This window comes from Marinagarivorans sp. (assembly GCF_982758155.1).
Genome location: NZ_CEXWTU010000015.1, coordinates 18,334 through 41,920, shown reverse-complemented (window position 1 = coordinate 41,920; position 23,587 = coordinate 18,334). Strand labels below are relative to the sequence as shown.

19 protein-coding genes are annotated in these 23,587 nt (G+C 44.8%); 10 read left to right on the top strand and 9 right to left on the bottom strand.

Going from position 1 to position 23,587, the window contains the following annotated elements; genetic code table 11:
* Positions 1-37 precede the first annotated feature (37 nt).
* Entirely contained in the window at positions 38-247 is a 210-nt protein-coding gene (locus AC3A8L_RS03545; protein ID WP_487960851.1) for a hypothetical protein, read from the bottom strand.
* A 77-nt stretch (positions 248-324) separates the two neighbouring features.
* Here AC3A8L_RS03545 and AC3A8L_RS03540 point away from each other — a divergent pair, with 77 nt between their 5' ends.
* Positions 325-1,197 (top strand): TolB family protein, encoded by an 873-nt coding sequence (locus tag AC3A8L_RS03540; protein ID WP_487960850.1) that lies wholly within the window; start codon positions 325-327, stop codon positions 1,195-1,197.
* On the opposite strand, the gene rarD is transcribed toward AC3A8L_RS03540, so the two are convergent.
* Positions 1,178-2,077: an EamA family transporter RarD gene (rarD, locus tag AC3A8L_RS03535; protein WP_487960849.1), complete on the bottom strand. Its 900-nt coding sequence runs from the start codon at positions 2,075-2,077 to the stop codon at positions 1,178-1,180. The genes AC3A8L_RS03540 and rarD overlap by 20 nt on opposite strands.
* Before the next feature lie 606 nt (positions 2,078-2,683).
* Between rarD and AC3A8L_RS03530 the strand changes: the two genes are divergently transcribed.
* Positions 2,684-4,543 carry an endo-1,4-beta-xylanase gene (locus AC3A8L_RS03530; RefSeq protein ID WP_487960848.1) on the top strand — a complete coding sequence of 620 codons (1,860 nt, stop codon included), beginning with the start codon at positions 2,684-2,686 and terminating at the stop codon, positions 4,541-4,543.
* Between the two features lie 74 nt (positions 4,544-4,617).
* On the opposite strand, the gene AC3A8L_RS03525 is transcribed toward AC3A8L_RS03530, so the two are convergent.
* The 7 genes from AC3A8L_RS03525 to AC3A8L_RS03495 form a co-directional block, all read right to left on the bottom strand.
* Positions 4,618-4,917, bottom strand: coding sequence for a putative quinol monooxygenase (locus AC3A8L_RS03525; protein WP_487960847.1), 300 nt, complete (start codon positions 4,915-4,917; stop codon positions 4,618-4,620).
* Between the two features lie 234 nt (positions 4,918-5,151).
* Positions 5,152-5,502, bottom strand: coding sequence for a VOC family protein (locus tag AC3A8L_RS03520; protein ID WP_487960846.1), 351 nt, complete (start codon positions 5,500-5,502; stop codon positions 5,152-5,154).
* A gap of 107 nt (positions 5,503-5,609) precedes the next feature.
* Positions 5,610-6,359 carry an ABC transporter permease gene (locus tag AC3A8L_RS03515; protein WP_487960845.1) on the bottom strand — a complete coding sequence of 250 codons (750 nt, stop codon included), beginning with the start codon at positions 6,357-6,359 and terminating at the stop codon, positions 5,610-5,612.
* Complete coding sequence (locus AC3A8L_RS03510; RefSeq protein ID WP_487960844.1) at positions 6,356-7,309, bottom strand: ABC transporter ATP-binding protein; 954 nt, start codon at positions 7,307-7,309, stop codon at positions 6,356-6,358. The genes AC3A8L_RS03515 and AC3A8L_RS03510 overlap by 4 nt, the downstream gene beginning before the upstream one ends.
* A gap of 495 nt (positions 7,310-7,804) precedes the next feature.
* Positions 7,805-8,341 carry a polysaccharide deacetylase family protein gene (locus AC3A8L_RS03505; RefSeq protein ID WP_487960843.1) on the bottom strand — a complete coding sequence of 179 codons (537 nt, stop codon included), beginning with the start codon at positions 8,339-8,341 and terminating at the stop codon, positions 7,805-7,807.
* Between the two features lie 161 nt (positions 8,342-8,502).
* Positions 8,503-8,883, bottom strand: coding sequence for a polysaccharide deacetylase family protein (locus AC3A8L_RS03500; RefSeq protein WP_487960842.1), 381 nt, complete (start codon positions 8,881-8,883; stop codon positions 8,503-8,505).
* 155 nt (positions 8,884-9,038) lie between these two features.
* On the bottom strand, positions 9,039-10,724 hold the full coding sequence (locus AC3A8L_RS03495; protein WP_487960841.1) for a sialate O-acetylesterase: 1,686 nt from the start codon (positions 10,722-10,724) through the stop codon (positions 9,039-9,041).
* Between the two features lie 614 nt (positions 10,725-11,338).
* Here AC3A8L_RS03495 and AC3A8L_RS03490 point away from each other — a divergent pair.
* The 8 genes from AC3A8L_RS03490 to AC3A8L_RS03455 all read left to right on the top strand — a co-directional run bounded on the left by AC3A8L_RS03490 (position 11,339) and on the right by AC3A8L_RS03455 (position 23,062).
* Entirely contained in the window at positions 11,339-12,814 is a 1,476-nt protein-coding gene (locus AC3A8L_RS03490; protein ID WP_487960840.1) for an MFS transporter, read from the top strand.
* 44 nt (positions 12,815-12,858) lie between these two features.
* Complete coding sequence (locus AC3A8L_RS03485) at positions 12,859-13,905, top strand: glycoside hydrolase family 43 protein (protein ID WP_487960839.1); 1,047 nt, start codon at positions 12,859-12,861, stop codon at positions 13,903-13,905.
* A gap of 268 nt (positions 13,906-14,173) precedes the next feature.
* Entirely contained in the window at positions 14,174-15,178 is a 1,005-nt protein-coding gene (locus AC3A8L_RS03480; RefSeq protein WP_487960838.1) for an aldose epimerase family protein, read from the top strand.
* A gap of 57 nt (positions 15,179-15,235) precedes the next feature.
* The gene (locus AC3A8L_RS03475) at positions 15,236-18,304 is read left to right on the top strand and encodes a TonB-dependent receptor (protein ID WP_487960837.1); all 3,069 of its coding nucleotides are present in this window, start codon (positions 15,236-15,238) and stop codon (positions 18,302-18,304) included.
* A gap of 144 nt (positions 18,305-18,448) precedes the next feature.
* Complete coding sequence (locus AC3A8L_RS03470; RefSeq protein ID WP_487960836.1) at positions 18,449-19,180, top strand: SapC family protein; 732 nt, start codon at positions 18,449-18,451, stop codon at positions 19,178-19,180.
* A gap of 2 nt (positions 19,181-19,182) precedes the next feature.
* Complete coding sequence (locus AC3A8L_RS03465; protein ID WP_487960835.1) at positions 19,183-20,229, top strand: cupin-like domain-containing protein; 1,047 nt, start codon at positions 19,183-19,185, stop codon at positions 20,227-20,229.
* Positions 20,230-20,232: 3 nt separating this feature from the next.
* Complete coding sequence (locus AC3A8L_RS03460; protein WP_487960834.1) at positions 20,233-21,711, top strand: tryptophan halogenase family protein; 1,479 nt, start codon at positions 20,233-20,235, stop codon at positions 21,709-21,711.
* A gap of 928 nt (positions 21,712-22,639) precedes the next feature.
* Entirely contained in the window at positions 22,640-23,062 is a 423-nt protein-coding gene (locus tag AC3A8L_RS03455) for a cold-shock protein (RefSeq protein WP_487960833.1), read from the top strand.
* The last annotated feature ends 525 nt before the right edge of the window (positions 23,063-23,587 follow it).

Below are 23,587 nucleotides of genomic sequence, written 5' to 3'. Positions count from 1 at the left end.
CCTTTTTGCTGAAAATTAATCCACGATGGTTTTTATTTCACCTTGAAAGGGCTGGAGTTGTGAACTTATCGCCTTGCCACACCATAATGGTGGCTTCTGCTGAAACACGTTTTGGCGCACCTTGCTTGGCTAAAGCCATGTCTGGGTGAAATTGTGATGCTGGGTTAGTCTGACTTTTAGCGAATGCTTGAAGGGCCACCCAGCTAATGAGTAGTACTAATGAGATAATTAGAGGTTTAATTTTCATGCGCGCTCCTTTAGTGTGCTTCTATGTCTGTTACAAACTTTTTTGGTTCCCACAACATTAATACCTTAGGTCCCACTATGACAAATAACACTTCAGCGATTACCAGTTTTGTGGAGATCCTCACATTAGCAACGGGTAAGAGGCGTACTATTTATGAGGCCCAGGGTATTTATGAAGCGCCCAACTGGAGCCGCGACGGGAAATTTTTAGTCGTTAATAAGGATGGCTTATTGCATCGCTTAGCGGTTGAAGGGGCAGATAATAACTCCTCGCTGCCCATCATTAATACCGAATTTGGTAACCGCTGCAATAATGATCACGGCATATCGCCTGATGGCAAACGCATTGTGATTAGCCACCATGCCGAAACGTGCGAGGGTCAGTCCGTTATTTATACCTTGCCAATGAATGGCGGCACGCCATTTCAAGTGACACAGAATTATCCGTCTTACTGGCATGGTTGGTCGCCGGATGGGAATCAATTAGCCTATGTTGCTGGAAGAGACGGGCAGGATTTCAAGATTTACGCAATATCAGTTTATGGTGGTGAAGAAACGCAGCTTACGTTTGGGGCTGGCTTGGACGATGGGCCGGACTATAGTCACGATGGGCGTTTTATTTATTACAACTCGTTTGCCTCTGGCCGTATGCAAATTTGGCGTATGCTAGCCAATGGCACGCAGCATGAACAAATCGTAGAATCGACCGGTTCGGATTGGTTTCCGCATCCATCACCCGATGGCAGCACTCTCGTATTCTTACGTTACCTTGAAGATCAAATACAAGGCCACCCTTTTGGGCGCGAGGTTCAACTCTTTAGAATGGATATTGCTAGTAAAGTGGTAAGTCCTATTAGCGAGCCTTTTTTTGGCGGCCAGGGCACGATTAACGTGCCGTCTTGGTCACCGGATGGCAGTGAATTTTCTTTTGTTACTTACCATCAGGCATAGCGCTTTTTTTGTTCGCGCGCCATGTTCCTAGGACCATAAAAATAATGCCTGCCCAAACAAAAGAGAATGTCACAACATCAAGGTAATTCCAGGTTTCGTGATAAAGAAATATGGCAAAAGCGAACATCATGGTGGGAGTTATATATTGGCAAAAGCCCATCATGTAATAAGGGATTCGGGTAACGGCCGCACTGAAGGTTATTAATGGAATACTGGTAATGGGCCCTGCCAAAACCAACACAAAAAACCAGTAATAGCTGTGCTGCATTGCGGTAACGCTTTGTAACGAGGTAAAAAAGAAAACGTAAATTAAGCCGGGAATTAACAAAATTAACGTTTCAATAAATAGCCCCGTTAATGCATCAATTTTAAGCCCCTTACGCACAACGCCATATAAACTAAAGACCAATGCCACCGAAACGGCTAGAATCGGAAATTCCTCAACTTCACCAAACTGCACGGCTAGCCCGGTTAGCGCCAAGCCAATCGCGATAACCCCCATACGATGTGTTCGCTCTTTAAACAAAAGCAGGCCAAATAACATATTAAATAAGGGGTTAATGTAATAGCCCAAACTTAATTGCAGCACATTATCGCCTAGTGTCGCATAGATAAAAATCAACCAGTTTACGGCCAGTAGCAATGCACTGAGTGCTAGCCGGCTTAATAAACGAATATCGCACAGTGAATGCCACACCGTTCTTACCCGTTTTACCGCTAGTAGCAAAACCAAGGTAAAAAGCGCCGACCATATTATGCGGTGCACAACAATTTCGTCTGCGGCCATACCGGCGAGTAATTTAAAATACAGCGGAAATAAGCCCCACGTTGCATAAGTGAAAAGGGCTAGCAAGATGCCGTGCTTGAATGGTTTTGTCATGTTTTGTATTCAATTTTGGGGGAGATGAGGGAAGATCATTTCCGTTGGAGGTGCGGTGTTATTTTTCGGTAAAAAAGGTTCGCTAAAAATAGACAGTTTAGTTTGTGTTAAAAAAAGAGAATCAATTAAGCATCTTTGTATTAATGTCTTTTTGACCCTTAACAGGGTGTTTCATTATTTGTGAGAAGTATGATGAATCTCACGCTTTTGTTAAGCCTTGGGCGTTTTATTAATACCATTTGTTCTTCTTTTCCCTTTTAATTGGGCTGTCCAAATTCAATGTTAGGGGCGAGGTAATAATAGTTTATCCAATTAGGCGAAGAGATCGGCATTTTTATCAAGGCGCTGAAAGGGGCGCATGCCGGGGCATGTAACGCTTTGAGCAACGAAGGTAAGGATGTCGATATCAAGCATTAGTGGATGAAATATTGTTTCCTTGTCCCTTAGGTGTTGTTGTTCTTAACGCTTTGTACATGGATTGCCTTTGCGCACCCCTATATACACCTCGAAAAAAGAATACTTCCCCCTCTGGTGCCAAGTGTTTTTTCCTCGGCCCTTACGCGCCTTGATGTAACAGTCCCAAAATTTAAAGTAGAGAGATGACCTATGTTTAAGAATCATACCCCAGCTATTCCGCAAGCGATAAAGCGCTACAGCAGCTTGGCCGTGATGGCTGGCAGTTTAGCCGCTTGTACTGGTGGAGGGGGGGCTTCGTCGAGCGTTATGCCTACCCCATCGTCGAGCAGCGCACCGGTTGTCGTATCTTCCTCGAGCACGTCTATTGCTCCCGTCAGCTCATCTAGCGTTAGTATATCCTCGATAGCGCCCAGCTCTTCAAGTCTATCATCCGTTGCTTCTAGCGTGCCTGTCTACGAGATCCCCAGTAACAACTTTGCCGTCAACGGTGATGTTGAAAACGGTACCACTAATTGGGGTGGCAGGGGTGATGCGGATGTCGAGCGTGTAACAGCCGAGAAGTATGCGGGAGCGGCCTCTTTACTCGTGAGCAACCGTGCAGACTACTGGCACGGCGCCACCTTTAATGTGGGCAGGCTAACCGCAGGCAACATGTACGAAGTGGCTGTATGGGTGAAATTGGCTGCTGGCGAGCCTGATACCCTTGTGAAAATTACTGGTAAGCGTGTTGATGATGATGACGCTGACACCTACCTAGAATATACCGGCGTTGCTAGCGAGACCGTAACCGCCAACGGCTGGACTTTGCTGGTGGGTGACTATGTTCCAGATGGCGCCACTGATTTCGAATCGTTTATTATTGAAGCCGATGATGGCACGGATAACGTGAGTTTTTACGTTGACAACTTTGTCGTTGCTGGTGAGGTGGAAGACGCGCCGATTATTACACCGCCACCCGCTGGTAGTGGCTTGAAAGACTTAGCCAGTATACCGATTGGTGTTGAGGTGAATTTAGAAGGCGGCAGCAAAGATACATTGAATTCAGCCGCGCGGGTGCAAATTGTACGCAATAACTTTAATCACGTAACTGCCGAAAACAACATGAAGATGAGCTATTGGTCTGACTCTAATTACAGTAATCCAAACGCTGATCGGCTCGCGGCTTGGGCGAAAAATAACAATACGACCATTCACGGGCATGCTTTAGTCTGGCATCCGTGTTACCAATTGCCTAGCTGGGCTAGTAATCAAACTGGCACCGCTTACCAACAATCGTTAACTAACCATATTCGCGGTGTTGCCAGCCAGCATACGGATACCATCGTGAGCTGGGATGTGGTCAACGAAGCTCTTTTTGATACCAACGACGAAGGCTCTTATAGTGGTTGCCGTTATGAAACCGGTGGGCAAGTTATCAACGGCGTTAACTACCGTCGCTCGGCGCACTACGAGGGTATGGGCGCAGACTATATTGCTCTCGCCTTTAGAGAAGCCGATAAGGTCACCGATGCCGACCTCTACTATAACGACTTCAATACAGAAGAGAACGGCGCAAAAACCGATAGCCTCGTCGCGTTAATTAAAGACTTGCGCAGTAAGGATGTGCCTATCGACGGCGTGGGTTTCCAAATGCACGTATTGCCTGATTATGCTTCGCTAGCCAACATTAAAGCATCGTGGAAGAAAGTTCTGGATCTTAACTACGGCCTGAAAATCAAAATTACCGAGATGGATGTTCGGGTGAATAACCCCTATGCAGCAGGTTGGAGTTACGAGGCTAATGCTGTTAAAAGCTGTAACGATACCCAAGCACTGCAACAACAAAAAGCACGCTACAAAGCTATTGTAAAAGCTTACTTTGAGGTTGTTCCTGCTGAATTACGCGGCGGTATTACGGTATGGGGCATTTCAGATTCAGACAGCTGGTTTAAAACCATCTCTGGTGGTGGCCATGATGACATCGTAGGTTGCCCGTTATTGTTCAACGATAACCTGCAAGAAAAACCAGCTTACGACGGAGTTAAAGAGGCGTTAAACGAAGCGAATTAATCACTGACTTTATGAAACGAAAGGGGCCGCAAGGCCCCTTTTTTTGTTCGCTCATGACTAACCGAGTGCGCCACTCATATACCATGGCCACCCAGAAACTGAGCAGGATGATGCTCCATACCTGCAATAATAGGCTTGGCCCGTCCAATTAAAGCCAACACCAGCTCATTAGATAAAGATGCCTGGTGATCCGCTTGGCTTGCCCATATTTCAGTAATGAGCACTTTGGTTTCATCCCTTAAAGCTTGTTGCACCACATAAAGCTCGCAACCTTGCAGCGAAGCGACAATTGCCGATGCCTCCAGCATTATTTGCGCTAATGCATTCCCTTTGTTGGGTGCTGCTGTAAGTACGGCCTGCATTCCAAATTTCATATTATTCTCCTTAGGAATCTAACGTTCAGTTTTTGCGTAACTACATCAGGTGGGATCGGTATGACGCTCACCTAAAAGTCGAATTGATTGTTTTCTGGGCATCAAGCGTCAGGAACGCTTGCATAGTGCCCAAGGATGGTTTGAACGGCCCAGAAAATGATCAATTTGCCGGCATATTTGTGCATGTCTGAGTAGTTACGTTTTTGCGCTGCAGCATTTCTCTTGGATAAACTTTTACGGCCGCTTCAATTCAGTAATATGCCAAAGCTCCCCCGCTGGGCCCCACAGGTAAATCACCTTGCCCCAGGGCTCTTGCTTGATGGGTTCGTATTTCACCTTTGGGGTTTCTATACTTTGTATTTGTTTAAATGCATCGTCTATATTTGGCACAATTAACTGGAGCATAAGGTTAGACGCCAACGCTTCGTCAAAGTAGTCCTGCAGAAAGAACGTACATTCGCCTAGCGAAAAAATCGAGAGTTTATCGTTGGCAACGTCCATCACAAAACCCAGCGCCTGATAAAACGCCTGTGACGCGGGGTAATTTTTACTTGGGATAAAAACCCTGATATCGCTTGCTTGCATTCTGGTTATCCTATTTTGGTGGCGGCTCTGAAAATACGTGTTGTTCTTGAAACAACTTATCTAAGTAGGCTTGGCCGGGCTATTTGTGCATGGCTGAATAGTTATAATTATTGATGCTTCTTGTTGTAAGCGAGTAGCGCTAGGATAAAAAATAAAGCTGAAAATAACATTAGGGCCAACAGGTGTACAGTAGGTGAGCCCCCGGCATCTTGCCCGGTAACATTTAAAGCCAGTTGAGCTAAGTGGTAAGAGGGTAGTAGGTTTGCGACAGGCTGAAGGAAGTTCGGAAGCATACTGATAGGCAGCCATAAGCCCGATAGAAACGCCATGGGTAGGTAAATTAAGTTAACGATCGCTGCTGAACTTTCAGCTTTGAGCGTTAACCCCAAGACAATACCCAGCAGGCAAAAAGGAAGGCTGCCTAAGACTAAAATCAGGACCAGCAGAAGGTATTGGCCAAATGCTAAATGTACACCTGCAAAGAGGGCTGCAAGGACCCCTAAAATACAGATAATGATGACTGAGAAAACCATTGAAACCAGTATTCGACTCACAATTTGAGCTGATGCTGGCATGGGGGAGGCTTCTTTAATATCTAGCCAGCCCTTACTCCTTTCTACGGCCAATCCCGCACCAAACGAAAACAAAGCTGGCCCCATCACACCGAACGTTCCGTAAGTGCTCAAAAGGTAACCAGCCGCCTCTACGTTATCGCCATTCATAAAGACCCCAAAAAAGAGGTAAAAAATGGCAGGAATTAAAATTACAGGAAGAGAGAAAGCAGGATTTCTAATGGTTTTTAACCACTCGAATTTTGTTTCAAGCCGATAGATATTCAGTATTTGAAGAGCGTTCATGGGTACGATTCTCCCGTGATTTGCTGAGTCTGATTGAGGTGTAAAAATGCTTGCTCGAGCCCAGCAGGAGAAACAGACAAGTCTTGAAGCTCCGGCTGTTGGGTGAGTAACGCTAATAGCGTCTGGTTGACACTGGTGGATTGAAGAGTGGTAAATTTTCCGCTATGGGCAATATCCACTACGCCGGGCACTGCCGAATAGTCTGTCGTGTTGGCGGTAGTCATAAAGCGGATAATTGTCGAACTTACACAAGATTTAATGTAATCGGCAGTGCCTTGCTGGATGATTTCTCCGCCTTTTAGCATGACCATCATGTCAGCCAAGTTATCGGCTTCTTCGAGATAGTGCGTGGTTAAAACGATAGCTGTGCCTTGCTCTTTTAAGTCCCTGATTGCGCCCCATAAACTTTGCCTAGCCGATATGTCCATCCCAACACTGGGTTCATCTAAAAACAGAAGTTTTGGATCGCCGCAAATACTCAAAGCAAAGAGTAATCGTTGCTTTTCACCGCCAGATAGCTTTTTGGAAAAACGATTTTGAAGAGCCTCTAAACCGGCATAAGCGATAATATTCTTAAATGGCATCGGGGCAGGGTAATAGCTGCGAAAGAGTTCTATGTGCTCCTTCACTTTAAGTGTTTCTGGGAGAGATGCCACTTGTAGCAAAGCGCCGGTTTGCCTTTTTACGGGTACTGAACCAGGCGGCTGGCCAAAAATTGTTACTGTGCCTGCATCAACCTTTAATCGGCCCAGCATCGTATTGATTAACGTCGTTTTCCCTGCACCATTAGCCCCTAATATTGCTAGAACCTGACCCGCTCTTATGTCTAAGTTAACATTCTTGAGCGCAGGCTTGTCGGCAAATGTTTTACAGACGCCTCGAATTGAAGCGACCACCGGTGGTGTAACATCATCCCGTTTTAGGGCCGAATCTCTCGTATTCTTGTGCATAGCTTTGTTCCCTTTCTCGATCTAAGTCATTGAATCAGTATGCGGTGAATTCAACGGGATCATTAGAGGCAAACGTCATGAAATGGCATGACAAATGTCACCCATTCACACCCAATCAAGGTTGAATTCAATCAATTATAGGACACGCCTAGAATTTTCTATTTTTGTTGCATAAGGGGCGTGCACGAATAAGTTGCTGGAGTTTGGGTTTGTGGGTGCTTGCTTGGCGAGGCGAAAATATGGCGTAATAGCCGGCTATTGCAAATATTTTTAACGAAGGCAAGCGTGCCCCCAGGAATTCAAAAACGGGAAGTTATTTCATGCGCGCCCCTAAGGAGTGAGGGGCCATTCGAGTGCCCTTATTGGCGAGAGGTAAAAGAGGGTGCAGGCGGGGGTGAAGATCTATGGGTATACCGTATCGAGAGAAAATTTGATTTTTACGGCAGTTTGATAGCAATAAAAACCCTGATATCGCTTGCTTGCATTCTGGCTGTCCTATTTTGGTGGCGGTTCTTCAAATACGTGTTGTTCTTGAAACAGCTTATCTAAGTAAGCTTGGTTTTCGGCGGGGTGCCGTAGTGTTTTTTCATCCACGCCTTTAACCTTAGCCATGGCGGCAATACGGCCTTGTTTGTGGAAAGTGGTGGTCGGGAGTGCTTGGGCTATTGGGTCGTTATAAGCTTGCTGGGGGGTGATGATTTCCCAGCCCTGTTTGCGAACATGCTCGGCTAACTGCTCTACAAAAAGTGCTGATGTGTCATTCTCGTGTAGCAGCAATACATGCTTGGGCGAACGTCCCAATGTTTTTACGGCAATAGCATCATAAAAAGTAATGGCCTCCCATATTAGCGCGACATACAGATGGCCCAACTTTTCGTAATCAATGAGCTTACCTTCCTTCTTTGCTCCATTCAGTAAAGCATTGAGATACCAATCAAAGTTATCCACAGTGACATAGCCATTGGAGTACCCCAGCTCTGTTAGCCCTACCTGTAAGGCGTGAATATCGGCTGGATCTTTACCGTAGTGCAAATAAGGGACGAGGCAATAATAGTTTGTCCAATTAGGCGAAGATATCGGCTTTCTTATCGAGGCGCTTAAAGGGGCGCATGCCTTGGCATGTAACGCTTTGAGCAACGAAGGTAAGGGTGTCGAGATCGAGCATTAGTGGATGAAATATTGTTTCCTCGTCCCTAAGGGAAGCGAAAGTAGGGAAGAACATTGCTGTAGTTTTTGAGTGCAAGGTGCGCTTGGTAGACATCGAGCAAAAATTGATTCACCGGAATCTTATTCGCTGAATTGTGCTGGTAGGTATGATTGGCAAGGTGAAGCCCCGCCGCAACATACTGCTTTAGGCGTTTATCACCAGCGGCATCAATGGCATCCGCTTTCACAAAGAATAAGGCATCGGGGATAGCGGCTGATTGAATGGCATTAATCAGCATAGTGGTGCGCTGCTGGCCGGACATAACGGCGCTATCACCTGTTGGGGCATCATCAAAGGTAAGGGCAATTTGGCCAGCCATCAAGTGCAGAGGCATAACGGTTAAGCAGAGTACAAAAAAAGCTTTCATTAGGCGGTCTTAGCTAAGATTAATCAAACCAAGATCAAACCACACTTCAGTGCGGCCATAAACAGCCGAGCTTTTTTAAGGTTAAAAAAAAGCCCCTAATGCGCTGATGGAAGCACGTTAGGGGCAAAAACCATCGTTAAATGGTCAAGGGAGGCTTAAATTGATGTGTTCGTGTTTCTACGCAACGTTTGCCGCACAGCAACGAAGAAGCCCATTAGCATGAGTAAATACCAATCGGCACTGCCTACTGTTACGGGCGTACTGGCGGCCGAACTTACCGCTGCGCTAGAAGAAGACGCTTGCGGCGTAGAGCTAACCGCAACAGTGGAAGATGAACTTGAAATTGGCGCGACAGAAGAGCTTTGTGCTTGAGAGCTTACTGAGGAAGAGCTGGCGGGTGGCGCGGTACCGGTACGCACGAGAATGCCACTTAAAGTGCCGTTATCTTCGGTAAATGTGACGGCTATGTTTAAGTTGCCATCTTGTACCTGGGCGGTAAATGGGCCAGCGGCCCAGGCGACATTACTGCCAACCTGCGCCACCAAATCGACATTATTAACGACCGTAGTACCTTCAATCGAGACGCTAAACACACGACTGCCAGCCGCATCCCAATACAGTTCGGCCAGATCAAGCGTGACATCGTAGGTGCCATTAGCAACAGCAATTGCATAGGTGAAATCGCCATAGCGTTCTGTTTGAAAAAGCGCGCTGTCGTCACTACCAGCAATAGGGTTTGAAGTGCTATTCGCCATGCCACCGGCAAAGCCTGTATCGGCTTCGTAATAAACACCGTCATAAGAAACGCCTTGGCCGCCAACGTTAATTGCCGCAACAACATCAGCAGGATTAGGTGGAATGTAACCTGTTGTTTCGGGGGTGACTAAGCATGTTTGGTTATCATTCTGTGTACCCCAGCCGTCGCCATCGGGGTCTGAGCTTATATTGCAGCAAATGGGGCTGCCATCTTGGGTGCCACAATCAACAGGGCCGCTATTGGTATCAACCAGTGTGAGCATTTTATTGGCATAGCGCCTACCCATCTCACGCACAGCCGCAGAATCCCAGTGCAAGCCATCGCCCTTATCATTAAGGCCACCCTCGGCAGTCACAACATGGCCATTTTGTACGGCGTTCGGTATTTGGCGAACCAAGCTATTGTGGCCACTACAGCAACCGGTGTAAGGCAGCTCGCCGGCAATAAACGGAAGCTCGTCTGCGCTTAATTTCAAATCGGTACGCAATGCGGTAACGTACTGATTCACTAAGCTAGGCCAATTTGCTTGGCCCGAATTACTTTCACCTTGGTGAAAAATAATGCCTTTAATTACACCGGCAGTTTGCGCTTTTTGTGCAAGGTCGAGTACCCATTTATAACCGCCAGTGCCGTTATCAGGTGCGCCACTAATACTACCGCCAAAGGGCGGCGTGCAATTTCCGCCACAGTTGGGTAGAAAATATTCAATTTTAGCGCCGCCGAAAGCACCACCCACCAAACCGATGGTAATGCTTTCATCTGTATTTGCGGCCATGGTGTGGCCAAAGGTATCGCCGGGGCCAAGACCGCCTTCTTGATTGCAGCGTACTTGCGGTGGCTCAGCGGTGCGCCATTGGCCGTAAGTCCAGTTTTGCCCAGAGCAGCCATTTTCACTTTGTAGTGTGCGCACACGTGGGTTATTAATATTTCGATCCTGCGATTGAATCGGCGCAGAACCCTGCATATTTGACTGTCCTAACAGCAGATATATATGGAAATTGGGATCTGGTGCGGCTTGCGCGGCTAGCGGTAAGGCGGATATACCGGCCAGCAGCAGAAGCTTCGTTATCATTTTATTTTTCATCGCTTCGCACTACCTTCATTGTAAGGTTGATATACACGTTGCGATTCACGGTAGAGCCTCGGAAGGGATTTCTATCGATAATAAGTCGCAATTGCAGGGTTGAGACGATTCTATGCTGCTAGCGATACTGGCGGCACCGTAAAATTAAACCCATAGTTAGTATATTTATACCTATACTTTGAGCTATCTCATAAGGTGTTTAAGACTAAAAGGAGAAAATATTTACATATGAAAATTTAGGTGTCTTAAGGGCTTATTGGGTGCCCAAAAGTAACTGGCTACGTCACAAATTCTCGCCCAATATTGCTATCCAAACAGCATTAAGCTTGCTAGCTGCAGGTGGTTTGAGCATTTTGTGAACCAACGCATATATCAACAAAATAGTAATGTTCTAAACACAGTCTTCTAGCCCCAAGGGGGAGAGTGAGAAATATATATTAGGTATTGGTTACAAACGGTATATGGCCTCAAAACTAAGCGGTGCTATTGTGGGGAATAATTACACCCCCCGATGTACAGTACCCCCCTGAAGCCTAGCACTCGTCTTCTATGCAGTACATTGTGAGTATCAATGCTGCCCATAACTGCCATAAAAATAGGTCACTAGAATAATAATGCAACAGCCAACAGAAAAATTATCCGTTATTGAAAAGGTCGGCTATAGCCTTGGTGATTTAGCCGCCAACCTTATCTTTCAAACCTTGATGACCTTCATCACCTTTTTCTATACCGATGTTTACAACATTCCCCCCGCTAAAGCGGCGGTAATTATTTTTACCGGCGGTATGATTGGTGCGTTATTTAACCCAATTGTCGGCCTTTTAGCCGATAGGACGAATACCCGCTGGGGGAAATTTAGACCTTGGATTTTATTCACGTCCGTACCTTTTGGCGTGATTGCACTAATGGCCTTCAGTACTCCCGATTTCAGTGAGCAAGGTAAAATCATTTACGCTTTTATCACCTATGTGTTGCTGCTATTTATTTACTCAGCTAACAATCTACCCTATGCCGCACTGAGTGGTGTACTTACCGGTAATATGCAAGAGCGCAATAGCGTATCGTCTTACCGCTTTGTGGCGGTTATGGTTGCGCAGTTTATTATTCAGGCGCTACTTTTACCGATTGTATTGATTATGGGAGATGGCGATAAAGCTGTTGGCTTCAGTCGCGCAATGACCATGTTCTCTATCGTTGGCGTCGTTTTCTTCTTAATTACATTTATAACAACAAAAGAGCGCATCACAACAGTCGCAGCTCAGCAATCTAAAATTGCGGATGACATTAAAGATCTTGTTACCAACGTGCCTTGGCTAATCATTTTATGCGTTACAACGGCCGTTTTTGTGGGGCTTGCTTTGAAAGGCGGCTTGTATATTTACTACTTTGAAAACTATTTAGATTTAGAAGCTCTTGCTGGATTTTTAGACAGTTCTGGTTTTAACGGTTCGATGGCGGCACTGAACCGTGGGCTGGCATCCATGGGGCTGACCGAGTTCGCATGGCCCAAAGACGTAGCCACATCAGGCTTTAGCGTCTTTAATGCATGCGGTATTATCCTCATGATTGTCGGCATCACCTTTTCTAAATTCTTTGCCGATAAGTTTGGTAAGCGTAACGTCTTTGGTGTCGCACTTTTCTTGGCCACGGCCGCGCAGTGTTTCTTTTTCTTCATTCCAAATAACAGTATTGCTCCTGTGTATATCACCCAGATATTACACGGCTTCCTTTACGGCATCACGATACCTTTACTCTGGACAATGATTGCCGATGTTGCTGATTTTTCAGAATGGAAAACGCATCGCCGGGCCACGGCTATTACTTTTGCCGCAATGATTTTTGGTTTGAAAGTGGGTTTAAGTATAGGCGGTTCACTGGTCGGACTTATGCTTGACAACTTCAACTACGATGTCAGCTTAGTTGTGCAAACCGTGGCAACACAAGAAGGTATAAAGCTCGCCATGAGCTTCTTTGCGGGTATCCCGTTCTTTATCGCCAGTGGTTTGATGTTGTTTTACTGCATTAATAAAAAGATGGAAGACGACATCGAAAAATCACTTGCCGAGCGTCGCTTGACAGCAGCGGCCTAATTTTTACTGATATTTTATCGATACTAGCGGGTTACAAGATATTTATGAGTCACTCTACTGAACAAGAATGCTGGCAGGTTCTGCCCGAAAATGCTGATCCTGTTTCTCAACCACTGGTTAAGCACCAGTACAGTGCTGATCCTTCTGCGCATGTTTTTGAGGGGCGGGTATATATTTACCCATCACACGATATTGATGCGGGTATTCCGTTCAATGATAACGGCGATCACTTTGCGATGTGTGATTACCATGTTTTTTCCATGGATGAAGCCGCTTTAAATCAGCTATCCAGCACGGACGTTCAAAGCGCTGTTGTTGATCACGGCATGGCGCTGCATGTTGATGACGTCCCCTGGGCTGAACGCCAAATGTGGGCACCTGATGCTGCCCATAAAGACGGCACCTATTATTTTTATTTTCCAGCGAGAAACTATGAAGGAAAATTTCAAATAGGCGTTGCTACAGCCGCAACACCGCACGGCCCTTTTACTGCCGAGCCACTACCCATTGAAAATTCCTACTCCATCGACCCCGCTGTTTTTCAAGACGGTGACGACTACTACATCTACTTCGGAGGCCTTTGGGGTGGGCAGCTGCAAGAATATAGAAACAATAAATTCGATGAAAGCTACAGTGAGCCTGCAGCTGGAGAGACTGCACTCAATCCGATAATGGCAAAACTTTCCGATGACATGAAAAGTTTTGCCGAAGAGCCCAAAGAGCTACTCATTCTTGATAGTAATGGTGAGGCCTTTAAAGCGGATGATGAAGGGCGCTTTTTTGAAGCCGCCTGGATGCACAGGCACAATGGAATTTATTATTTCTCGTACTCAACGGGTAATCACCACACGATTTGCTACGCAACCAGCGATTCCCCTTACGGCCCTTTTACCTATGGCGGCTGCATTTTAGAGCCTGTCCTTGGCTGGACGACTCATCATTCTATTTGTGAGATGAATGGGCAGTCTTACCTTTTTTATCACGACAGCACATTATCCGAAGGTGTTACGCATTTAAGGTCCATAAAAGCGACGCCTATCTCATATGACGCCGATGGAAAAATCATTACCATCAAGCCTTATAACGTTTAAATTATTTTAATACTCGATGACTTTTTCTAGTTGTTAAATAAGTACTACTATCTTGTTACAGTAAGTTAAGACAGTTCATAGCCTAGATTGATAGTCTAGGCTATGAATCTAGGTTATCAATTGCCGGCATGAGTGTTGTTTAATTCAAGTCGGTAAACACTAGAGTTAATGTTTTACTTCTGTTATCCATTCAAGTCTATTTTCCTGCAATGTATTTATACGGTAAGTAAAGCGCCTTCAAAATCAATAGTTTTAGAGGCTTTAATAGATGGATCGTGACGCACTAAGCCATCCTGTGGTACAGGATGGCTATCAGACATTATTGTTTACTACCGGCACTGGTAAAAGCCTCATTGAAGTTATCCCATCTCTTGGCGGGGCTATTAATCGCTTACAGTTTCAAAATACGAGCAAGTCTACAGGGGTCAATACACCCGAGAGTATCGTAAGCTCGATAACACAAGAAGAATACGCCGCTGGAAATCCCGCTTATAAGGGGGTTCTATTGTTCCCCTTCGTCAATCGTTTAGAGGATGGGAAATATACTTATGCCGGGAAAAGCTACCAATTCGAAGTGAATGAAGCAGGCCTTAATAATAGCTTGCATGGGTTTTTATTTAACTCTCAAGCATCTGTCAGTGCGGCTCACCCGGCTCAAAACGAAGCACGTATTACTGTTCAGTTCTCCTACTTAGGCGAAATCCCAGCCTATCCATTCCCAATGGAAATTACTATTGAGTATCGTTTGCACGATATTGAGGGCTTAACCGTAACCTTTAATATCATTAATCGTCACTCATCACCTGTGCCTCTAGCTGTCGGCTGGCATCCGTATTTTAATTTACGTGGCGATATGGCCAATTGGCGTATGCAATTGCCTACTGTTCGACATATTTCAGTCGACAAACGCTTGTTACCTACTGGACATAAATACGAATATGGCCACTTTAAAAAGCTAAGTGCCATTGATGACGTTCAGCTGGACCATTGCTTTCAAATTGACCCCAATAATGAAATGCCAGCGGCGACATGTTCAAGCTATCTTTGGTCAGAAGAATACCAATACGGTTTAGATGTTTGGCAGCAAGTCGGGAGTCATGCATTCAATTACCTCCAGGTTTGTATTCCTCCAGCTCGAGATGCCATAGCAATCGAGCCGGTTAGCGCAAACATTAATGCTTTTAATAGTGGGGAAGGCTTAACCCATCTAGAGCCCAATAAAGTTTTTACGCAAAAATGCGGGGTTCGACTAATAACCAGTAAGCCAAATTAATAACAACATTCACAACCATTCAATAAAATCTAAAAATATCATTTTTTCGGGGAAAGTATGCAAAATTCAAATCGTTTCAAGTGCAAGCCACTCAGTGTTGCTATCGCAGCATCGGTGCTCGCACTCTCTAGTCAATCATTGTTAGCTCAAGATGCGGCACCTGTTGAAGAGGTATTGGTGACGGGAATTCGGGCAGCGCTTCAAAATGCAATGGATATCAAGCGTGATTCGTCAGGTGTTGTCGATGCCATTTCCGCTGAAGATATTGGTAAGTTTCCAGACACTAACTTAGCTGAGTCTTTACAGCGTATTACTGGTGTTTCTATTAGCCGAACCAATGGCGAAGGTTCAGAAATTACTGTTCGCGGATTTGGTGCTGAGTACAACATGGTAACCTTAAACGGTAGAACTATGCCCGGCGCCAGCGCTTACGGTTCCGATCAAGGTAACTCACGTGCATTTGATTTTGCTAACTTAGCCTCCGAAAGCGTCAGTGCTGTGGAAGTCTATAAAACAAGCAAGGCGAATATCGCAACTGGCGGTGTAGGCGCAACGGTTAACATTAAAACAGCGCGCCCCCTAGATAATCCTGGCTTAAAAATAAGTGTGGGCGCGAAAGCGGTGATGGATACAACGAATCGCACTGGCAGCGATGTTACACCGGAACTCTCTGGTATTTTCAGCTGGACAGATGATAGCGAAGTCTTTGGTATTGGCTTATCCGGTAGTTTTCAAGAGCGTGATAGCGGCTCTTCTTCTGCTACCGTAAATGACTGGCGCATTAGCGAGTGGGTTCCACAAAGTGATGAGCAAGCCGCTAACGGTGCAATGAATATTGCCAACGGTGTCAATGGCGAAAACGACAAAGAGTATTACGATAGCCGTATCACTAACGCCCCTCAGCCTGGTCAGCTCTACGGTCTACCAAACGATGTGCGATATCACTTTTCAGATATTCACCGCGAGCGCACAAATGCTCAGCTGACATTCCAATATCGTCCCGTTGAAAGCGTGACTGCTACAGCGGATTTCACCTATGCAAACAACCAATTACAAGAACACTTTGGTGATAAAACGGCATGGATGAATCGCTCTGCTGATTATGTAGTATTTGATACTGGAGCCACTGTAGCGACACCGATGGTAATTAGTGAGCGTCTAGGCGGTACAAAAGATTTTGGTTTTGAGCAGTCTTATATGGCTCAAGATAATACTTTGCGATCTGCCGGCTTAAATATTGAGTGGGCCGTTAATGATTTACTAACGTTTGATTTTGATGCGCACTCGTCTTCAATGAAAAGCTTGCCTGGTGAAGATTTTGGTAGTCGCCTTAATGTTAGTATGGCTACAGGTGTAGGCCTTGCTCAAACCTATAATTTTTCTGGCGACCTTCCAGAGCTTCAAATTGAATTTGATGACAGTGTAAAAGGTAACAATAACAATATACATGATGCTGGCGACCTAGGCTCTCAGCCTATGCGCGTTTGGTATAGCGGGCAAGAAACAGAGATCGATCAATTCAAGTTCGACGGTGTCTTGGAACTCGAGAACGGAAAAATCGATTTTGGGATAGAGACAAGTTCTTTAGAGATGACTCAAAATTTCTCTGAAAATTATTCAAGCTTAGGTGATTGGGGCTTAAATCAAGCAAACAACATTCCTGCTGGCCTAGTTGAACCCTTCAATATTGTTGGAGAGTTCGAAGATTACAATACTTCCAATATTGACCAGGTAGGCTTTAAAGGCGATGCCAGAACCATGGCCGAGTGGGCTGTTAGTGAGTATGGTAGCGGTGCCGCTTATAATTATGATCCTAACTTCAGCGAAAATCATATCGTCAAAGAAGATACGCGTGCGCTGTATTTTCAAGTGGAAATGAATGGTGAAATTGGCGGCATGGAAGCCAATATGCTTGCAGGTATGCGCTACGAAAGTACAGATTTAACATCGACCTCGATTGTTGTTCCTCCGTCCAGTATTCACTGGTTAGACAACAACGATTTTAATATTATTCGTGATCAAAGTGCCACCCTCGCGCTAAGTGAAAACAATAGCTATAGCCATTTGCTTCCAAACTTTGACTTTGATATTACTTTGCGTGAAGGTTTGAAGGCCCGCTACTCCTTTGGTCAAACAATTTCACGGCCTCAGTACAGCGACATTCGCTCATCAGTCTCCATTTCAAATCCTAACGGGCCAACGTTAACGGGCATTGATGCAACGGCAACAGCTTCAAACCCCGAGCTTCTTCCGCTGGAGTCCACAAACTCGGATCTATCCGTAGAATGGTATTTTGATGACACAAGTTATGTCTCTGTAGGTTATTACGATAAGCGTGTTAAAAACTTTATTGGTTACGAGAATTTTGATGAGCCGCAATTTGGGCTACGTGATGCGACAAACGGACAGCGTATCTTGGATGCACGAACGGCCCTAATCGACCGTGGTTATCAAGCAGGTGAAACTCAATTATTTGTAATGACGGCTATTTTGGATAACCCAGCCGACTTTACTCCAGATGATGCTCCAGCTGACTACAATCCGGCAGACTCTTTCCAGAATAACCAAGCTTTTTGGGATACAGTCGGCGGCGCCTATGACATCGTCCCTAACGAAACGGATCCGCTTTATAGCTTTGCAACGCGAACCCCCATCAATAATGATGATGCACACATTAACGGTTTCGAATTAGCTGTTCAGCATTTCTTTGCTGATACAGGCTTTGGCGTGATGGCTAACTACACAACCGTTAATAGTGATGTTGCTTTTGACAATGGTGCCGCACCAGGTGAATCACAATTTGCCGTATTGGGTCTTAGTGACTCTGCTAACCTCGTTTTAATGTATGAAAATTATGACGTGCAGGCACGTGTAGCTTACAACTGGCGCGATGAGTATTTAGATGACGCAAACCGTGGGTCATCTAATAACCCACGCTATGTTGAGGCTTATTACCAATTAGACATGAATATTTCCTATAGTATTACCGATAATATCTCAATGTCATTTGAAGGTATAAATGTTACAGGTGAGAATTCACGAAGCCATGGCCGAAGCAAAGCCCAGATGTGGGATCTATTCGACCTCGGTGCTCGTTATCAGTTAGGCGCTCGCTATACTTTCTAAAAGCGATGCCTTTATGGCCTATAATGCAAAAGCATTATGGGCCATTTGCATTCCACGCGGCTGCATTAATATGCGGCCTTTTTACGTTTTAGGGCCTTGGATTAACATCTGAAGTTAATAACCTTAAGAGACGGGTATTTATATATGACTAGCCATGCTGTACTTGATAATATCACTCACCAATCACTAAAGGTGGACTCAACATTATCTGATGACTATGGGGATAATGTCGCGAGTATTTGTATTTACCTTACAGAGCTCTCAGATATTCAAGCAGAATATCCTGTGCTTTTTCAAAAAGACTCCAACACTGGCGCCTTTTCAATGTGTGCCATGCTGGGCTTCAAAAATAATGAAAACTTGTTTCTTGACACGGAAAAACCTTGCGGCTGGGCAGGTAACTATATTCCCGCGCTACTACAAAGGGGCCCCTTTCTTATCGGCTATCAAGATCAGCGAGCAGAAGGCGGAGGCGATCACGAGCCTGTAATTCACATCAACGCCACAAGCCCTCGTATACAAAAGGACCGTGGTGAGCCCCTGTTTTTAGAGCTTGGAGGCCACTCGACTTACCTAAATAAAATCACCAATAGTTTAAAGATTATTAATGATGGTTTTAAAGTTACAGAAGCTATGGTTAAATATTTTGATAAGTTAGAATTAATACAACCCCTGAATCTGGATATTGTATTTAATAATAACGAGCAACATATCATTAATGGGTATTTTACCTTAGATGCTGAAAAGTTAGCATCATTAACGAGTGAGTCTCTTTTTGAATTGAATAATAAAGGGTTTCTTGCGGCGGCTTTTCAGATCGTGACATCAATGCGAAATATTAAAGCGTTAATCTCGCGAAAGAACAGCTTGATTTGATCATGACGCCTTCAAGAATACCCTTACTCCGCACTAGAAGCTATGACTGCCAGTCTGGCGTAATACCTAGTTTTGTATATGACGCAACAACACCGATTATATTGCGGAACTTAGTGTCGCGATGGCCTATTGTTATAGCTGGTGAAAATTCACCATTGGACTTGGCGAGCTACTTTAACGAATTTTATAATGATAAGCCTACGAGTGTTTTTCAAGGGAAGGTGGCTGACGGAGGTAATTATTTTTACGGGAATAGCGCAACTGAATTTAACTTTGATACTTTAAGCTTGTCGATTAAAGACGTACTTGAAAATCTGATATTGCAGTACGAAAAGACTAACCCTACTCCATATTACATAGCCTCCTGCCCTATTGATGAATATTTTCCAGGCTTATTAAAAGACAATTCATTGTCTTTTAGCTCAGACTTTTCAAGTGGATTTTCAATAAACGGCAACCCTTTAGTGAATTTATGGCTCGGCAATAAAAGCCGTTCTGCTTGCCATTTTGACGTCCCTAATAATTTGGCTTGCTGCGTTTTGGGTGAGCGCCGATTCACCTTATTGCCTCCATCCCAAGTGTCAAATATATACCCTGGACCTTACGACTTTAACCCTGGAGGGCAGGTTATCAGTATGGTCAATTTTGATCAGCCTGATTTTTCTCAGCACCCTAACTTTAAAAATGCTCAGGAACATATTCAAATAGCAGAGTTAAATGCTGGCGATACATTATTCATACCCAGTATGTGGTGGCATCAAGTAGAGGCATTATCGCCTCTTAACGCTATGATCAATTATTGGTGGAATACTAGCCCGCGTTATCTCGGTCAAGGAAAGCCTGCCTTAGAGCATGCGATAATGTCGATACGACACCTACCCAAGGAACAAAAAAAGGCTTGGGAAGTGTTATTTAATCATTATGTTTTCTCCGATAATGCGACCGCTGAGGAACACTTACCAAAAAAATCTCGCGGGATATTAGGCGCATTAACGGAAGTGGACGCAAGGCGCTTACGCGCTAAGTTATTACGATTTTTAAATAGGTAAGTTATGAATATTAAAAACGTCCAGCGTATTGTTATTGTCGGAGGAGGTACTGCGGGCTGGATTGCCGCTACAGCACTGAGTCATCAGCTCGGAAAAGTATTGGATATCAGTATTGTTGAATCCCCAACGGTAAGTACCATTGGCGTTGGAGAGGCGACGATTCCAACGCTCAAGCGATTCCATCAATTACTCCATATTGATGAGCGAGAGTTTATGCGGGAAACGCAAGCTACTTTTAAGCTAGGTATTCAATTTGAAAATTGGTTGAATGGTAATGATAAATATCTTCATGGCTTTGGACGAATTGGGCAGCCTACTTGGCTCGCGGAGTTTCACCACTTTTGGCTGCAAGGAAAATCAATTGGCATTGACCACTCCATTAATGAATATCAATTAGAATATTTTGCAGCATTAGAGGGGAAGTTTAGCGGTGGACAGCACACGGAATTAAACTATGCCTACCATTTAGATGCAGGATGTTATATCAATTTCTTGCGAAAGCGTTCATTAAAACAAGGTGTTAGTCATATATCTGCAACCGTTAAAGAGGTGATTCAAGATCATACAACGGGGGATATATTGTCACTTAAATTAGATAATGAACAATCGATTCAAGGCGATCTATTTATTGACTGTACTGGCTTTGAAGGATTATTAATTGAAAAAACGTTACGCGCAGGGTTTGATGATTGGAGTCACTGGTTTCCCTGTAATCGAGCAATTGCTGTTCAATCTGAAAATAATGAGCCTACAATACCTTTAACTCGAGCAATAGCGCATACCGCGGGGTGGCAATGGAAAATCCCATTGCAGCACCGGTGCGGTAACGGCATTGTCTTTAGTGATTCAGAAATCTCTGTCGATGAAGCTTCAAGTACGTTATTAGCCGGTTTGAGTGGTAAGCCAATTAATGATATTAAGGTTATTCACTATAAAGCCGGAAAGCGTCGCCAGTTTTGGAAGAAAAATTGCGTTGCTTTGGGCTTGTCTAGTGGTTTTTTAGAGCCGTTGGAATCAACGAGCATTCATCTATTTATCGCGGGCATTACTCGTTTGATGCAATTAATACCTTCTGGCGAAATTAGTCCGAAAGTCATCGAGGAGTATAATCAACGTACAGAGCAGGAGATAATACGGATACGAGATTTTCTTATACTACATTATAACCAAACCCAACGCAGTGACAGTAATTTCTGGCGCTACTGTAAGCAAATGGACATACCTGACTCTCTAAGCCATCGCATTGACATGTTTAAGGAAACGGGTCATGCCTTTCAACACAAAGATGAGCTCTTTCGAGTTGAGTCTTGGCTGCAGGTATTGCTGGGGCAGGGCGTTACCCCAATGCAGTGTCACCCCTTAGCCAAAAGTCTATCCAATAAAGAGCTGCGTAATTTATTGTCTGGCATTAGAAATACAATGAAAAATAAAGCGTCAACGATGCCTTCGCATGATAGTTTTCTTAAAAGTTACTTACAATAATGTGAGTGTAATACCTAAAAAGTACTACAGTACTTTTCACCGGCCTTTCTCTATCACTTATCGATTATTGCTTAGATTACGCCAATACCACCTCGCTCTCATCAACATTCTTAATAATTGTTGATCTCGTGGTGATAACACAATTGGTAATGCTTTTCCGGTGTTTAAAGTTGAGATAGATCATGACGGTTAGGGCGTGCTCCTGCATTTCGATGAAGCGTGTTGCCCGGAGGTTGCGGTAGCGACTTTAAAGCGTGAGATTGATGATCAGCCCTTGATTATACCGTGTGTGCCGGGCAGGAGTGGGGGAGGGATTGTAAGGCTTGGGCTTCACCGGGTGTTGTTGCCCATATGGGGGCCTTACGAGTTATTGTTGCCTCGTCCCTTAAGTAAATACTGCATACGTAGTGACAATTTGAAGGTTAGCTTCCGTTTCATCTGAATCGTTATAGGGACGAGGCAGTAATACTTTATCCAATAATACTGGTTTCCTGCTTCCTCAGCTGCGTTGCTCGAAGAGTTACATGCCTCGGTAACTGCTCCATGCGTTACCCTAATAACCTATATCCGTATAGGCCCCGGCATGCGCCTCTTCGAGCGCCTTGCTGAGAAATCAGGACCCTGCGTCTAATTTGGATAAACTATTATTGCCTCGCCCAATATATCAAATAATACAGTGTGGTTTGAGGGCTGAGTGGGATTTTAGGTGTATAAACGAAGGTATGCCGGTTATTCTGCTATTGTTTATTTGTTGGCTATCGTTGTGATGCAAGGTGAAGTGTTCTAGAGTTTGGCCTACGCCGCTTTCCCTATTTCAATATTTGTCCTCGCTCCTTCGATTCAGGCGGTATAATTGACAATTACCTATAGATCGCATCAAAATCCACATTCGTCAGCACTACTCATAACACATTACTAGGATACACAGATGGCCCAAGGCATTATTAAACGTTACGACTTTCGCAAAGGCTTTGGCTTTATTACCGATGATAACAGCGGCGAAGCCTTCTTTTTTCACAAGAGTGAATGGCAAGGCGATGGGCCTATTCGTCAGGGTATAGCTGTTACTTTCGCTGATAAAGAGTCCGATAAAGGCCCTCAGGCTGAAACCGTTGTTCCGTTAGATGGTTGCAGCGCAAAACCGGCAGCGGAGAAAAGTTCCAAGCCAGCAGCTAAGGCAACGACTAAGCCTACAGCTAAACCAACACCTGCGGCTAAGCCGGTTGTTAAGCCTGCTTCAATTGAGGATCGCTTAGCGTCTCTAGAAAATGCTGTAGGTACTTTGAAGGTTGTGAGCTTTGTGGCTTTGGCAGCTGTTATCGTACTGGCTGTTGTGCAGTTCGTACTTTAAGTTCTGCCTTAGGGGCGAGGCAGTAATACTTTAGGGCCGAGGAAAAAATACTTTATCCAATAATACTTGCCTCCTGCGTCCTCAACTGCGTTGCCCAAAACGTTACATGCCCCGGCATGCGCCTCTTCGAGCGCCTTGCTGAGAAAAAAGACCCTGCGTCTAATTTGGGCAAACTATTAATCCCCCTCCAAAAAAGGGGGATCACCCTAGGCGAGAGTCTGGGGTGCTAGTACTTTCTAGACGTAGATTTACCCTCGTTTACTCGAAGGGAGTCAAACGTTGTAGGCTCTTCGCTGCGTGGCATTCTAGACTATCGGCCGGTATCAGAGCCTCGTTCCATCTCGATAGCAGCAGAATGACCTCACTCTTCAGGCGACTGCGCGTGAATTGCGTGCGTGGTTGTTGTGGTGGTCAAAGCACAGAGTCCGCCGAAGCTCTCGCAATCTAAGTCATTACTGCCTAAGTCACTCCTGTAAGCACGATGCCAGCGCGTAACTATTTTTCTGAATGGCGCCTGAGTTTTTT